A 15,071-nucleotide genomic window follows, 5' to 3' on the forward strand; every position below is an offset into this window, starting at 1 on the left:
TTTATAAAATGGCCAGCTAAATTGCCGGGGGGCCGCTGGTTCGCAGGTCAACAGGAGTACGTATGGATCGACGCAGAGTGCTGAAATTAGTGCTTGCCTGCCTGGCATTGCCGCTGCCTCTGGCGGCGCAAGCCGGGCAGGCGGTGAAACGGGTCCGGGTGAGCCGGGCGGGCAGCGTGACCAAGGTGTCGCTGGAGTTGACCGGGCCGGTAGCCGCGAAGCATTTCAGCCTCACAGCGCCTGCGCGATTGGTGCTTGATCTTCCTCATGCCACGCTGGAGGCGTCACTGAACGAGCTCGCCCTGGACGGCACTGCGGTCACGGCCGTGCGCAGTGGCATTACCGCCACGGGTGACTTGCGTATCGTGCTCGACTTAGCCGACTCGGCGGTGCGCAGCGAAGTGCGCTCGCTCAACACAGCGAGCCATGGCCTGGAGTTGCTGCTCACTCAGCCAGCGGTGGCCGTTGTGCCAGCGGTTGCCAAGCCCTCGCGCCGTCAGCGCGACCTGTTGATCGTGGTCGATGCCGGGCATGGCGGTAAAGATCCCGGCGCGCTGGGCGCCAAGGGGGAGCAGGAAAAACGCGTCGCGCTACAGATCGCCAGTTTGCTGGCCAAGCGCATCGATGCGCAGCCGGGCTACAAGGCGCGCTTGGTACGTCGTGACGATGTATTCATTCCGCTGCGCAAGCGTGCCGAACTCGCTCAGCGGCTGAACGCGGACTTGTTCGTTTCGGTACACGCCGATGCTGCACCGCGGCTCACGGCGTCGGGGGCATCGGTGTTCGCCTTGTCGCAAGGCGGCGCTACGTCGTCGATGGCACGCTGGATGGCGCAGCGCGAAAACGGTGCCGACAGGGTCGGCGGGGGATTACCGATCAAGCTGCGCGAGCACGACCCTATGGTCGCGGGCGTGCTGCTGGACATGTCGATGAACTCGACGATCGCCACCAGCCTGGATCTCGGTCATCAGGTGCTCGCCCAGCTTGGGCAGGTGTCGGGCCTGCATCAAACGCGGGTGGAGCAGGCGGGCTTCGCCGTGCTCAAGTCAGCGGCGGTACCCTCGATCCTGGTCGAGACCGGTTTCATTTCCAATGCTGGAGATTGCCGGCGGCTGCATGATGTGCGCCATCAACGCAAGGTGGCGCAGGCGATATTCGACGGGCTGGACAGCTACTTCCGCCAGAAACCACCGGCTGGCAGCCTGATCGCGGCCAGGGGGCAGGCGTGATCCTTCATTGGCTCAGACGTCATTGAGCGCGGGATTGCTCCCTATAGCGCCGAGGGGTCAGCTTGAGGTTGCGCTGGAACACCCGGCGCATCTGTTCTTCGGAGCCGAAACCGCACTGGTCGGCAATGCGCTTGAGTGCAGTGTCCTCGTCCACCAGTAACCGCCTTGCCTTCTCCATTCGCGCCCGCTCGATGAATACCAAGGGTGAGCAGCCCGACTCCCTGTGGAACAACCGGCGCAAGTTCCGACTGCTCATGTTCGCGCGCTCGGCGAGCAACTCCAGGCTCAGCGGCCGATCAAGGTTCTGCAGGATCCACAACCGTAGGCGCCTGATCGCGGAGTGCGGGGTCATCTGGCTGTCCAGGTGCTGGCTGAACTGCGATTGGCCACCCGGGCGCTTGAGGAATACCACCAGTTCGCGGGCAATTTGCAGGGCCATTTCCTGGCCGAGGTCTTGTTCGACCAGCGCCAGGCTCAGGTCGATGGCAGCTGAAACGCCAGCACACGTCCATATGCGCCCCTGCTCGATGAAGATGGCATCGGAGTCGACATTGACCAAGGGGAAATCACTGGCCAGCTTACTGGCGACGCTCCAGTGGGTAGTGACATTCAGGCCGTCTACGACTCCCGCTTGGGCAAGAAAAAAAGCCCCCGAGCAAACGCCGACCAGCCGCTCGATGCGAGAGGCGGCCTGCCTGCACCAGTCGACGATCAACCGCTGCTCGACTATCGCCGTGCCAATGTCGCGTGCGCCGACAACCAGTGCGGTGTGCGGGCGTGGGCTGCTACGAAGGTCGTCGGCTTGCAGGGTGACCAAGGTGTCCGAACCTACAAGCCCCGGTTGTGGTGCCACCAGATGCAGGCTGTAGGCCGCAGGCAACCCTTCGGCCGCCTGGCGTATGTTGGCGTAGTCGAAGACGGTGAGGGCACCTACAGCCTCGATTGATTTGAAACCGGGGTAGATGACTATGTGCACCCTGCGTTCAGAAGAGGCTTGGTCAGACATTCGCGATCGAACTCCATGGGCGCTTGCGGACAGATTTCGTACGGATCCGGCCACTTTTGGCCGGGTGATCTGGCGCACGGAATCACGCAGGTTAATGTTCTCAAGCGTTATAACATTACATGGAGAACGACATGAAAACACGTGCAGCTATCGCCTGGGGGCCCAATCAACCGCTTGAGTTCGAAGAGGTCGACTTGCAGGGGCCCAAAGAGGGCGAGGTGCTGGTTCGTATCGTCACCACGAGCCTTTGCCACACCGATGTATTCACCCTGTCCGGTCGTGACCCGGAAGGGAAGTTCCCCTGCATCCTCGGCCATGAAGGCGTCGGTATCGTCGAGGACGTGGGGCGGGGGGTGACCACGGTCAAGCCGGGCGATCACGTGATCCCGCTCTATACACCGGAAGATCCGAACTGCCCGTTCATCAAGTCCGGCAAGACCAACCTTTGCCAGACCATTCGCAAAACCCAGGGGGAGGGGCTGATGCCCGATGGCACCAGCCGCTTCTCCTACAAGGGGCGCACGATCTTTCATTACATGGGCACGTCCACATTCAGCGAGTACACGGTCCTGCCGGAAATCGCCGTGGCCAAGATCGACCCTGCGGCACCATTGGCCAAGGCCTCGATCATGGGCTGTGCGATTCCTACCGGGATCGGTGCCGTGCGCAATACCGCCAAGGTACGCCCCGGTGACACGGTCGCGGTATTCGGCCTGGGCGCCGTCGGTATGGCGGTCATTCAGGGGGCGGTGTTACAGGGGGCGGGGCGGATCATCGGGATCGACGTCAACCCGAATAAGTTTCCGTTGGCCCTTTCCCTGGGGGCGACCGAATGCGTCAACCCAAGGGATTTTCGCGAGCCGCTGCAGAACGTGATCATCGATATGACCAACGGCGGCGTGGATTTTTCGTTCGAATGCGTCGGTAATGTGGAATTGATGCGTGCAGCCCTTGAGTGCTGCCACAAAGGGTGGGGCGAAAGCATCATCATCGGCGTGGCAGGGGGCGGGGAGGAGATCGCCACGTGGCCGTTCCAGCTGGTTACCGGCCGCGTCTGGAAAGGCAGCGCGTTCGGCGGGGTGCTGGGGCGTTCCGAGTTGCCGGGGATGGTGGACGAGTGGTTGCGCGGGGAAATAAATGTCGACCCCTACATCACGCATAACATGGACCACGAAACGCTGAATCACGCGTTCGATCTCCTCAAGCGCGGTGAAGCGATTCGCTCGGTCATTCATTATCGGGAGCATGAGACCCTGAGCCACGATTTGCCTGGGGTGATACTGGACCGCGACGGGCGCGTGATTGCCAAACCAGCGGTTTCCACCCCTTTGATATGAAGCGCTGAACGGACGCATTCACATCACCGATGTGAATGCGTCTATCAAGGCCGTCACCCCCGCCGCAGTCGCGTGGCGGCCTCCAGGGCGAAGTAAGTCAAAATGCCGTTGCACCCTGCACGTTTGAACGCCATCAATGCCTCCAGAATGACCGTGTCCGGATCCAGCCAGCCCTGGTCGATCGCGGCCTTGAGCATCGAATACTCGCCGCTGACCTGGTAGGCGAAGGTTGGCACGGCAAAGGTTGCCTTGACCCTTTGAATGATGTCCAGGTAGGGCATGCCGGGCTTGACCATCACCATGTCGGCGCCTTCTTGAAGGTCCAGCGCGACTTCACGCAGGGCTTCGTCGCTGTTGGCCGGGTCCATCTGGTACGAGCGCTTGTCGCCTTTGAGCATGGCCGCCGAGCCCAGCGCATCGCGGAACGGGCCGTAGAAGCCGGACGCGTACTTGGCGGCGTAGGACATCAGCCGCACCTCGTTGAACCCGGCCAGGTCCAGCGCTGACCTGAGCGCGCCGATGCGCCCGTCCATCATGTCCGAGGGTGCCAAGGTGTCGATGCCGGCCTGGGCCTGGACCACGGCTTGAGCCGCCAGCATCTGCAAGGTCTCGTCGTTGGCCACGCGGCCTTGGCGCAGCACCCCGTCGTGGCCATGATCGGTGTAGGGGTCCAGGGCGACGTCGCCGATCAGGCCAAGGTTGGGGAATGTGGCCTTGAGCAACCTGGCGGCGCGGCAGATCAGGTTGTCCGCGTCTAGGGCGTGGCTACCCTCACTGTCCTTGCGCTGCGCCGGGGTAGCTGGAAACAGGGCAATGGCCGGAATGCCCAGCTCGACCGCCCGGCCTACATGATCCGGCAGTTCGGCCAGGCTCACCCGTACTTGGCCCGGCATGGCGCTGATCGCCTCGCGTGTACCTGAGCCTTCCTTGAGAAAGACCGGCCAGATCAGGTCATCGCAAGACAGGCTGTTTTCAGCGACCAGACGACGCGTCCATTCGTCAGCGCGGTTACGCCGCATGCGCGTAGCAGGGAAAGCGCCCGTTGAGTGCGGGAAGTGGGCCACGACCTTCATGCCTCGATGGAGGAATGGTGGCCGGTGATCAGCCACTGCTGTTCGATTCGTTCGAAGGTGAACAAAAAGCGCGCTGGCACTACCCGTTGCTCGCCGTCTTCACGGTAGACGAAGGTGTACTGGCCGCCGACCACCACGGTGCCCAGCTTGCGGCTGACGCGCTTTTTGAACAGCTGGATGTCACAGACCAGCCCGTCGTTGGCGAGGAAATTTTCAAAATAGTTGCGACGGCTGTCGTCGCAGTCACGCACTTGGTTGGACAGGGTCGGCACCAGGATCGCATCCGGTGCGTACAGTGCCAGTACCTGATCAACATCACGGGTAGCCACGGTAGCGGCCCAATGGTAGAGCGCTGCTTTGGCACCTGCCAGGCAGGCCAGTTCGGTGTCGGCGTAGGTTTCGGTGCAAGGGTTGGTGCGTGTTTCGGTCATGGCGTTTTACCTGCGCGAGTCGAAAAGATGAACCGTAGGGGCGTTATCTGCTACATTATCAGTGTTATAACATAACATTTACAGTAGGTCGCAAATCATGTTCCTTACCCTTGAGCAGGCAGTAGCGGATAGTCGCTTTGCCTTGACCGATGTGCTTCGCCACATTCCCTGGAGCCCCCAGGGGCTGATTCCCGCCATCACTCAGCAGCATGACAGCGGCGAGGTGCTGATGTTGGCCTGGATGAATGAAGAGGCGTTGCTGGAAACCCTCGAAACCCGGCGGGCCTGCTATTGGTCGCGTAGCCGCGGACGCTTGTGGCGCAAAGGCGAAACCTCGGGGCATGTTCAGCATGTCCATGACGTGCGGCTGGACTGCGATGGCGACGCGCTGTTGGTGTTGGTAGACCAGACAGGGGCCGCCTGTCACACGGGGCGTCGTAGCTGTTTCTACAACGCGATCAAGGGTGATCAGGTAGTGGTGACGGGCAACCCGGCGCAGGTGGGCGCATGAGCCGGATCATCATTCGCAACGCCCGCCTGGTCAATGAAGGGGCCATACAGGAGGCCGATGTCCTGGTCGCCCATGGCCGTATCGAAAAAATCGCCCGCAGCATCACGGGCGTCAATGCGCCGATCGAAATCGACGCCCGTGGCCAATGGCTGCTCCCCGGCATGATCGACGACCAGGTGCATTTTCGTGAGCCTGGCGCTGCGCACAAGGGCAGCATGGCCAGCGAGTCGCGCGCCGCCGTGGCGGGCGGTATCACCAGTTTCATGGACATGCCCAACACCAACCCTGCCACGCTGGATCTTGCCGCCCTGCAGGACAAGAAAGCCCGCGCCGCCGCCACCTCGGTTGCCAATTACGGTTTTCATTTCGGCGTGAGCAAGGACAACCTCGATACCGTGGCAGCCCTCGACCCACGTGAGGTCGCGGGGGTGAAGGTGTTCATGGGCGCCTCCACCGGTGAAATGCTGGTGGATGACCCAAGGGTGCTGGAACGGCTGTTCGCCAGCGTGCCGACCATCCTCCTGGCACACTGTGAGCACACCCCGTCGATCCTCGCCAACGAAGCGCGCATGCGTGAGCGCTACGGCGATTTCATCCCGCCGGCCATGCACCCGATCATTCGTGATGCCGATGCCTGCCTGCGCTCTTCGAGCCTGGCCGTGCAGCTTGCCAAGCAGTTCGGCACACGGCTGCACGTGCTGCACCTGACCACCGCCCAGGAGCTGAAGTTGTTCCAGCCAGGCCCTTTGCAGGGCAAGCAGATCACCGCTGAAGTGTGCGCACATCACCTGCTTTTCGATGACCGCGACTATGCCAGGTTAGGCAACCTGATCAAATGCAACCCAGCCATCAAAAGCAGGGAAGACCGGGACGCCCTGCGTCAGGCGCTGCTGTGCGACCGCATCGATGTAATCGGTACCGATCACGCCCCCCACACCTTGGCAGAGAAACAACGCCCGTATGCCTCGGCGCCTTCAGGTTTGCCGTTGGTACAGCATGCACTTGTGGCGCTGCTCGAGCTGGTGGAGGAGGGCGTGCTGACCATTGCCCAACTGGTGCGCAAGACCAGCCACGCCGTCGCGGACCTGTTCGCCATCGCAGAACGCGGTTACCTGCGTGAGGGCTACTGGGCCGACATGACGCTGATCGAGCGTTTGCCCGAACCCCGCGCTGTCAGCCTCGATCCAGTCCTGGCGCACTGCCAGTGGACGCCGTTCGAGCACCATCGTTTTCATCACCGAGTAGCCACGACTTTGGTCTCCGGGCAACTGGCCTGGCATGAAGGCCGGCTAGTCGAGGGCTGCCAAGGCTTGCCTCTGGCCTTCAACGCACGACGCGGCTGAGCCCCATTTCTTTTCATTGACTTGAGAACACCTGCAATGACCGAACAAGAGCTGCTATCCCAACCTGAAGACGCTTACATGGACGCTGCGCAGCAACGTTTCTTCCGTGAGCTGCTGCATGCCCAGCGCAAGGAGCTTCAGCAACGCATCGCTGAAGAGTTCGAAGTGATCCGCGACTTCGAACCCACCAGCGATCCTTCCGATATCGGCACGGCGGAGGAGCATCGTCAATGGCAATTGAGGCTGCTGGAGCGGGAGAAAAAACTACTGGACAAGATCGACGAAGCGCTGGAGCGCATCGCCCGTGGCGAGTATGGCTGGTGCAAGGAAACCGGCGAACCGATCGGCCTGCAGCGTTTGCTGCTCAGGCCAACCGCCACCCTGTGCGTGGAGGCCAAGGAACGCCAGGAGCGCAATGAACGGCACATGCGCGACGATTGAGTGAACCACTAATGCTTCGATCCCCCCAGGCGTGCTGCTAGCTGCGGTTGGGCATGCGAGCGGCATGGCGTTTGACATACCAAGCGAAAAGCATCAGTGCTAGGAGGCACACAGAGGTTTGAGTGGCTCCCAGTACGGCAATCGTGGGGAACTTCGGTGTGGAGACCACCCAGGTCGACACTGCGCCGATCGCCATGGTGAGGAATCCCAAAAGGGCTGAGGCCAGCCCTGCTTCTTTCGCGAACGGTGTCATGGTCAAGGCCGTTCCCAGCGGGTTGGCAATCCCCATACCCCATAGGAATAGCACCATCGACAATGAGTACCAGCCCAGGCCTGGATTGCTTGGGCCTACCAGCAGCAAGGCACCCGCTGTAAACGCAGTGGCGAGACCTGCCAAGGTGATGGCGCGGCTACCCCAACGATGAGCCAGGCGAGGAGCCGCCACGCCAGCGGCAAAGACCACGAAAACAGTTGCCGCGAAATACAGGCCCACTTGCAGCGAGTTGAGGCCCATGCCTTCCATCAGGATTGAGGGCGCAGCGGCGAACGACGCGAATAAACCGCTCATCAGCAGACTGGTCGCGAGTGCGGGCAAAATGAAGATGCCCTTGGACGCCAGTTTGCCGTATGCGATCAGGGTCGCAGGTACTGATTGGCTGACCCGCCGATGGCGCGGAAGGGTTTCACCTATCCCCCTGAGGTAGAGCAGGGCGATGAGGATTGCCGACATGCCGACGGCTATGAAAAGTGCGCGCCAACCCAACGTGGTGTTCAGCACACTGCCGATCAATGGTGAGAAGCCTGGGGCCGTGGCGGCAGCGATCATGGTCAGCGATAACGCGCGTGCCAGGTTCTCGCCCTCAAAAAGATCTCGCGCGATGGCTCTGGCCAGCACTGCGGCGGCACACACGCCAATGGCCTGGATTACCCGACCAAGGATCAGCATGTCGAGTGTCGCCGCGTTAGCCGCCCAAAACGTACCCGCCACGAAAATCATCAGCCCACCGACTACCAGCCGCTTTCGGCCATAGCGATCGGCAAGCGGCCCTACCACTAACTGGGCGAAGGCGAACGTAATGAAGAAGCTCGAGAGCGTCAGCCCGAGTTCCTGGGACGAGACGTGAAGTTGTCGCGCTATGTCCGGAAAAGCGGGCAGGATGATATTGGTAGACAAGTTGCTGATGGCAGCGAGTGCTGCCAGTAACAGGATGACCTTGACCGTCAGGGCGTTGGCTTTCAGAGCGTCGCCATCAGCTTCGTTGGCGTGTGGCTCGAGTTGGCTATTCATACGTCGGCCTCCCAGCGGCGGAACAGCACGCTGGCGTTCACACCACCGAAGCCGAAACCATTGGACAAGGCATATTCGATGGGCATTTCACGGGCTATGCGGGCAACCAGGTCAAGGCCGAGCGCAGCGTCATCGACCTGCGTCAGGTTGAGCGTGGGTGGGACGATCTGGTCTTGCAGCGCCAGCACCGTGAATAGGGCTTCGACACCGCCCGCCGCGCCCAGCAGGTGGCCGGTGGCCGATTTGGTCGATGTAATCGCCACGCCGCTGCCGCTACCGAATACTGCACGAATCGCTGCAAGTTCACCCTTGTCGCCAACCTGGGTCGAAGTCGCATGTGCATTGATGTGGTCCACATCCCCAGGCGCTACCGACGCCTGTTGCAGCGCAAGTTGCATGGCACGCCTGGCCCCGCTTCCGTCTTCTGGGCCAGCGGTCAGATGGTAGGCATCAGCGCTCGTTCCGTAGCCGACCAGTTCGGCCAGTGGCTTGGCGCCACGGGCCAGGGCATGTTCCAGCGACTCGATCACCAGCAAGCCAGCCCCTTCAGCCATGACAAACCCGTCACGTTGGCGATCGAAAGGACGGGAGGCTTGCTCAGGGCTATCCGAAAAGCCCGTGCTGAGCGCTCGTGCAGCCGCAAAGCAGCCAAGCGTCACACGATCGATTGCCGCCTCGGCGCCGCCGCAGACTGCGATATCCGCTTCGCCGCTTCTGATTAGCCGAGCGGCGTCGCCGATGGCCTGCACCCCCGCAGCGCAGGCTGTGACGGGTGCCCCAAGTGGGCCTTCGAACCCGTAGCGTATGGAGACATGACCCGCTGCCATATTGGCCAGGAATGATGGCGCCGTGAAGGGCGAGAGCTTGCGAGGGCCGCGCGTATCAGTGGTACGTACCGCGTCGGCAATGGCGCCGAAGCCACCTACGCCCGATGCGATGATCGTGGCGGTACGTGACCGTTCTTTCGCGCCCTCGGGGTGCCAGCCAGCTTGCTGCAAGGCTTCATCCGCAGCAACCAGAGCGAACTCGATGAAGCGATCCATCTTCTTGCGCGCTTTAGCGGGGATGATACGATCGGGCTGGTAACCTGCCGCTGGATCCTCGTCCAGCGTGGGCACGCGCCCACCCACCGACACGCCAGTGCCTTCGACGGTATCGGCTGCAAGGGCGCGAATCCCGGACTGCCCCGCCAGCAAGCGGCGCCACACCTCCCTTACGCCGCAGCCCAATGGGCTGACAACGCCGGTGCCGGTCACCACGATGCGCTTTTGACTAACGTTGTGATTCATTTCGACCTCTCTTGGAGCCTGTGCGCACCTCGAACTCCATCGTTGGCGCGCGGTTTGAAGGCAATGCGTACTCAGGCGCTGCGAGCAGCTTCTGGCTTGGCAATGCGGTGAGTGCGGTTAATGCGGCGGATCTTGAACCAGATGGCGTACATCGCCGGCAGGAACACCAAGGTCATGATCGTACCCACGAACGTGCCTCCGATCAGGGTGTAGGCCAAGGTGCCCCAGAACACTGAATGGGTAAGAGGGATGAAGGCCAGGATGGCTGCCAATGCCGTGAGCAACACTGGGCGGGCGCGTTGCACCGTGGCCTCGACCACCGCGTCGAAAGGCGCGAGCCCTTCAAGCTGGTTGTGGTCGATCTGCCCGATCAGGATCAGGGTGTTGCGCATCAAGATCCCGGACAGCGCAATCAAGCCAACCAACGCGTTGATGCCGAACGGTTGTCCGAACAGCAGCAACACCGGGACTACGCCGATCAGCCCCAGCGGTGAAGTCAGAAACACCATGGCCATCGCCGAGATAGAGCGCACCTGCAATATGATGATCAACAAAGTCCGGGCGATCATGATCGGCAGAAGAGGGACGATAGCCTGGCTTGCCTTGCCTGACTCCTCGATGGAACCTGCCATTTCGATCTTGTAGCCCGCCGGCAGTTGCGTGACGATGGGCTGGAGGTCTTTCCAGAGTGCCGTGGATACATCGGGCGGCTGCAGCCCTTCGGCAATGTCGCCACGCACGGTCATGGTGGGGGTTCGGTCGCGGCGACGAAGGATGGGATCCTCCAGGCGAATACTCACATCACCGATCTGCGAAACCGGAACCCGCTGACCGTTCGAGCCTACCAGGGTGAAATTCTCGATCTGGGCAGGGTCGAGCCTGATCCGGCCCGCGGCCCGCCCGACCACCTGCACAGAGCGAATGTCTTCCCTGACCGACGTGATCGGCACACCGGTGAGCAAGAACTGAAGCTGCTGCGACACCGAGGCGGACGTCAGGCCAACCGCCTGCAGGCGATCTTGATTCAGCGAGAAGTGAAGCGTGGGTACAAGCGGGCCCCAGTCGGTATTGACGGTCTTCATCATGGGGCTTGCCTGCAGCACGCTCTGGACTCGGCCAGCGATCTGGCGCAGTTGCGCAAGGTCGGGGCCCATCACGCGATAGGCCACCGGATAAGGCGAGTAAGGGCCGAACACCAGTTGGGTTACCCGCACTTGTGCTTCAGGCGCCAGCCCTTCGGAGGCGGCCTCGCGCAGACGATGCTTGAGGGCCTCACGAGCCTCCTGGCTCTCGGTCAGGACGACAATCTTGGCAAAGGACGGGTCGGGCAACTCAGGGGCCATTGCCAGGAAGAAGCGGGGCGGGCCTTGGCCGATGTAGGTGGTGACAATCTTTGCCTCCTCTTGCTGACGAAGCCAGGACTCCACCTTGATCGCGGTGGCATTGGTTTGTTCGATGGCGGTGCCATAGGGCATCTGCAGCTCGACAAGCACTTCGGGGCGGTCAGAGGTCGGGAAGAACTGCTTCTTTACCAGGGCCATGCCAAGCACAGCGGCCACAAATGACGAAACGACGGCGCCCGCCACGAGCCATTTATGTGCGATCACCCAGCCCAATAAGGTACGGAACCGGTTGTAATGCCGGGTGTTGTAGATGGCGGCATGCCCCCCTTCGATCGCTTTTATCTGAGGCAACAACTTCACACCCAGATAGGGGGTGAACGCTACCGCGACGACCCAGGATGCGATCAGGGCGATGCCGACAGTCCAGAACATGTTGCTGGTGTATTCGCCGGCAGTGGACTGGGCGAAGCCGTTAGGCATGAATCCAATGGCGGTAACCAATGTGCCGGAAAGCATGGGGGCAGCCGTGTGGCTCCAGGCATAGGCCGACGCCTTGATGCGGTCGTAACCTTCTTCCATCTTCACGACCATCATTTCGATGGCGATGATCGCGTCGTCGACCAGCAGCCCCAAGGCCAGGATGAGCGAGCCCAGGGTAATCCGATCGAAATTCTTGCCTGTTGCGGCCATCACCACTAATACGATCGCCAGTGTCAATGGCACTGCGGCCGCGACGACCACGCCGACACGCCAGCCCATGCTGAGGAAGCAGACAAGCATCACGACCAGCAGGGCAACGAAGAACTTGATCATGAACTCGTCGACGGAGGACGTGATGTTCACCGCCTGATCGGTGACCTTGCTGAGCGTCATGCCCAAGGGCATGCGTTCGTTGATTCTGGCTGTTTCGGCGTCCAGGGCTTTACCAAGGTCGAGGCCGTTCCACCCTTCGCGCATGACAATGCCAAGCAGCAGGGCTGGCTCGCCATCGTTACGCACCAGGAACGTCGCGGGATCTTCGTAGCCGCGTTCTACGTCGGCCACGTCCGACAGCTTCAGCGGGCGGCCCTGTGCGACCACCGGGGTTTCGCGAATCTTTGCCAGTTGATCGAAGGCGCCGTCAACCCTGATCACCACTTGTGGCCCCTGCGTTTCAACCGAGCCCGCCGGCGACAAGGCGTTCTGGTTGGCCAGGGCTGAGAAAATGTCCTGCGGCGTGATTCCGAGCGTGGCCAGCCGGTCATGGGAAAAGGACACGAATATCCGTTCAGCCTGCTCCCCGATGATGTTGACCTTCTTGACGCCCGGCACGTGCAGCAGCTGCTGGCGCAGCGTTTCGGCGTCGCGTACCAGCTGACGCTGCGGTTCGCCTTTGGCTTTGAGCGCGTAGACCGCAAATGTCACGTCCGAAAATTCATCATTGAGCATTGGGCCGACCACGCCCGCTGGCATGAGCTTGGCCTGGTCACCCGCTTTCTTGCGGGCTTGGTAGAACTCCTCCTGAACCGCCGAAGGCGGGGTCTTGTCTTGCAGCGACACCATCGTGAAGGCTAACCCAGGCCGGGTGTAGGTTTCGGTACGGTCATACCACCGCAGCTCTTGCATGCGTTTTTCCAACGGTTCGGCCACCAGATCCTGCATCTCTTGTGCAGTGGCGCCGGGCCAGGCAGTGATGATCGTCATCTGCTTGACGGTAAAGGGTGGATCTTCTGCACGGCCCAGTATGAAGAACGCCAACGTTCCGGCGAAGGCGATCAGCACGATCAGGAAGAGGGTGATCGACCGCTCGCGTACCGCGAGCGCGGATAAGTTGAAACCAGGCTGGCTCATTGCTGGTGCTCCGTGACCTGCGCTGTTTGAGCCTGTTCCATGACCTCGACGCCATCGCGCAGCAGATGCGCACCCAGTGCCACGATCCGATCGCCAGCGTTCAGATCACTCTTCACGACAGCTTTTTCGTCACTGACACTGAGCACCTGCACTGCGTGCCATGACACCTTGGCCGGTTGGCCTGCGATTACCCAGACCCCGGCGCCGGTCCCCGGGTCGAAGAGTGCACCGATGGGTATCTGCTTAGCGTCGGAATGCGTATCAGAACTGGGAATATCAAGCGTAATGGTTGCACCCAGTGGCGCGCTCGCCAAAGGGCCAGAGAGTACGTACCTGGCCTCGAACGTACGGGTGATAGGGTCTGCTGCATCGGAAAGTAAGCGCAGTTGGGCGGGTACGGCCTGTGAAGGCTTGCCAAATAGCGTGGCCAGAGCAGTGGAGCCAGGCATCGGGCGAAGCGTTTCTGGCAAGTAGACGACAGCTTCTCGTTGGCCGGCCCTGGCCAGCTTTACCACTGCTTGGCCAGCGCTGACGACCTGGCCCGGTTCGGCCAGTGTCTCCACCACCACACCATCGGCGTCGGCTAGCAAGACCGCATAGCCGGTGGCGTTCCTGGCAACGTCAGCCTGTGCTTGCGCCGCGCTGAGTTGCGCCTTGGCAGCATCAGCCGCAGCTTTGATCTGGTCGTAAGAAGATGCCGAGACCGCGCCCTCGGCCACCAACCTTCGATAGCGAGCTTCGTCGTCGCCGGTCTGCTTGGCCCGTGCGCGAGCAGCGGTTACTGCTTCTTGCTGCGCGCGTGCCTGTAGGTTCAGATCCACTGGATCCAGACGCATCAAGGGCTGACCGCGTTTGACTGGTTGGCCGGTATCGACCAGGCGCTGCAAGATTTTGCCGGATACTCGGAAGCCGAGGTCACTCTGTGTGCGAGCGACTACAACTCCGGAAAACGAACGTGCAAGTTCTGACGCGCCCTGTACTGAGGCCGCCTTCACGACCGGCGGTTTATCTCTCGGGTCTTTTCCAGGTGAAGAGTCCCCGCAACCGGCGAGGGCCAGTGGGAGTAAGCAACCGACTAAGGCGGCAGGACGCAGGCGCATGGGATCCCTTTCTGAAAAGGCGATTGAGGAATCCCATTTTTCAACCAGTGACCAATATTGTCAATGGTCACATCATGCTAAGGCGCGAGACTTCTGAGTATCAAAGCCGGCAGTTGGATGACCGCATCCTGAAGCGTGTCTAGGTTGTGCTGAAGGAGCGCGGCATTTACGTAAGGCCTCATGATCAGAAAAATGGCCAGCGTCAATTCGTCCAATGGTGTCTTGCGTTCAAATTCCCCAGCGTCGCGGCCCTGGATCAGGATCTCCATAATGACCTTGCTGATATTGGCCTCATGAGACTTGACCGACGACCATTGATCGCGCGATGCGACCGCCGCGATGTCGTAGAGCTTCCGCTCGTGGAAGAAAAGGTCAGCTCCCGCCTCTGCAAGCGCGCGGAATAGGCGTCTTAGCTTTTCTGATGCAGTTGCGGCGTCGCTGGTAGCCGTCGCAATGTGCTGCATGATGAGCGCTAGGCGGCTGGAGCAGATCACTTCTCCGATCGCTTGTTTGGACTCGAAGAACTTGTAGATATAAGCCTTTGAAAAGCCGATCGACTTGGCTAAGTCAGAGACCGTGGTCTTGTCGTACCCATAGTGGGCGAAGTGCTCCATGGCCGCCTGGATGATCTGATCCCTCACGTCATGATCGGCTGGCCCTCGCGCCGGCGAGGGTGGAGAAGGTTTACTCATTTCTGAAGCATCCTGGAACTGATTGACAGGTAGTGACCAAAATATAGCATGGTCACAACCCCTATTGGTCTGTGAGAATCATCATGCTTCCCTACCGGGCGATTGCTCTGCTGTCGAGCTGAAGTCTCACTGCAGGTTGCATGGTTGGCCCGGATTAT

At 61.0% G+C, this 15,071-nt stretch carries 13 protein-coding genes; 5 read left to right on the top strand and 8 right to left on the bottom strand.

Annotation, left to right across the window (positions count from 1 at the left end; translation table 11 throughout):
- Window positions 1-62: 62 nt before the first annotated feature.
- Window positions 63-1,229: an N-acetylmuramoyl-L-alanine amidase gene (locus tag OSW16_RS13105; protein ID WP_267823738.1), complete on the top strand. Its 1,167-nt coding sequence runs from the start codon at window positions 63-65 to the stop codon at window positions 1,227-1,229.
- A 19-nt stretch (window positions 1,230-1,248) separates the two neighbouring features.
- Here the strand turns inward: OSW16_RS13105 and OSW16_RS13110 are convergent, their stop codons facing one another.
- The gene (locus OSW16_RS13110; RefSeq protein ID WP_267823740.1) at window positions 1,249-2,235 is read right to left on the bottom strand and encodes a GlxA family transcriptional regulator; all 987 of its coding nucleotides are present in this window, start codon (window positions 2,233-2,235) and stop codon (window positions 1,249-1,251) included.
- 131 nt (window positions 2,236-2,366) lie between these two features.
- On the opposite strand from OSW16_RS13110, the gene OSW16_RS13115 reads away from it, so the two are divergent.
- Window positions 2,367-3,572 (top strand): S-(hydroxymethyl)glutathione dehydrogenase/class III alcohol dehydrogenase, encoded by a 1,206-nt coding sequence (locus OSW16_RS13115; protein WP_267823742.1) that lies wholly within the window; start codon window positions 2,367-2,369, stop codon window positions 3,570-3,572.
- Window positions 3,573-3,625: 53 nt separating this feature from the next.
- On the opposite strand, the gene hemB is transcribed toward OSW16_RS13115, so the two are convergent.
- Together hemB and OSW16_RS13125 are read right to left on the bottom strand one after the other, a co-directional pair.
- The gene (gene hemB / locus OSW16_RS13120) at window positions 3,626-4,591 is read right to left on the bottom strand and encodes a porphobilinogen synthase (RefSeq protein ID WP_418942160.1); all 966 of its coding nucleotides are present in this window, start codon (window positions 4,589-4,591) and stop codon (window positions 3,626-3,628) included.
- Window positions 4,592-4,641: 50 nt separating this feature from the next.
- The gene (locus OSW16_RS13125) at window positions 4,642-5,076 is read right to left on the bottom strand and encodes a DUF4440 domain-containing protein (protein ID WP_241806954.1); all 435 of its coding nucleotides are present in this window, start codon (window positions 5,074-5,076) and stop codon (window positions 4,642-4,644) included.
- A 97-nt stretch (window positions 5,077-5,173) separates the two neighbouring features.
- On the opposite strand from OSW16_RS13125, the gene hisI reads away from it, so the two are divergent.
- From hisI to dksA, 3 genes are read left to right on the top strand one after another with little or no spacing between them, the layout of a single operon-like run.
- Window positions 5,174-5,587, top strand: a complete 414-nt coding sequence (hisI, locus tag OSW16_RS13130) for a phosphoribosyl-AMP cyclohydrolase (RefSeq protein WP_267823747.1) — start codon at window positions 5,174-5,176, stop codon at window positions 5,585-5,587.
- Window positions 5,584-6,930, top strand: coding sequence for a dihydroorotase (locus OSW16_RS13135; protein ID WP_267823749.1), 1,347 nt, complete (start codon window positions 5,584-5,586; stop codon window positions 6,928-6,930). Before hisI ends, OSW16_RS13135 begins: the two co-directional genes overlap by 4 nt.
- 36 nt (window positions 6,931-6,966) lie before the next feature.
- Window positions 6,967-7,371, top strand: coding sequence for an RNA polymerase-binding protein DksA (dksA, locus tag OSW16_RS13140; protein ID WP_267823751.1), 405 nt, complete (start codon window positions 6,967-6,969; stop codon window positions 7,369-7,371).
- Between the two features lie 37 nt (window positions 7,372-7,408).
- Here the strand turns inward: dksA and OSW16_RS13145 are convergent, their stop codons facing one another.
- From OSW16_RS13145 to OSW16_RS13165, 5 genes are all read right to left on the bottom strand, one after another.
- Window positions 7,409-8,659 (bottom strand): multidrug effflux MFS transporter, encoded by a 1,251-nt coding sequence (locus OSW16_RS13145; RefSeq protein ID WP_267823753.1) that lies wholly within the window; start codon window positions 8,657-8,659, stop codon window positions 7,409-7,411.
- The gene (gene fabF, locus OSW16_RS13150) at window positions 8,656-9,948 is read right to left on the bottom strand and encodes a beta-ketoacyl-ACP synthase II (RefSeq protein WP_267823755.1); all 1,293 of its coding nucleotides are present in this window, start codon (window positions 9,946-9,948) and stop codon (window positions 8,656-8,658) included. The genes OSW16_RS13145 and fabF overlap by 4 nt, the downstream gene beginning before the upstream one ends.
- Before the next feature lie 71 nt (window positions 9,949-10,019).
- Window positions 10,020-13,121 carry an efflux RND transporter permease subunit gene (locus OSW16_RS13155; protein WP_267823757.1) on the bottom strand — a complete coding sequence of 1,034 codons (3,102 nt, stop codon included), beginning with the start codon at window positions 13,119-13,121 and terminating at the stop codon, window positions 10,020-10,022.
- Window positions 13,118-14,221 (bottom strand): efflux RND transporter periplasmic adaptor subunit, encoded by a 1,104-nt coding sequence (locus tag OSW16_RS13160; RefSeq protein WP_267823759.1) that lies wholly within the window; start codon window positions 14,219-14,221, stop codon window positions 13,118-13,120. The genes OSW16_RS13155 and OSW16_RS13160 overlap by 4 nt, the downstream gene beginning before the upstream one ends.
- Before the next feature lie 77 nt (window positions 14,222-14,298).
- Window positions 14,299-14,913 carry a TetR/AcrR family transcriptional regulator gene (locus OSW16_RS13165; RefSeq protein ID WP_267823761.1) on the bottom strand — a complete coding sequence of 205 codons (615 nt, stop codon included), beginning with the start codon at window positions 14,911-14,913 and terminating at the stop codon, window positions 14,299-14,301.
- Window positions 14,914-15,071: the final 158 nt, after the last annotated feature.

This window comes from Pseudomonas putida, assembly GCF_026625125.1.
Lineage (GTDB): Bacteria > Pseudomonadota > Gammaproteobacteria > Pseudomonadales > Pseudomonadaceae > Aquipseudomonas > Aquipseudomonas putida_X.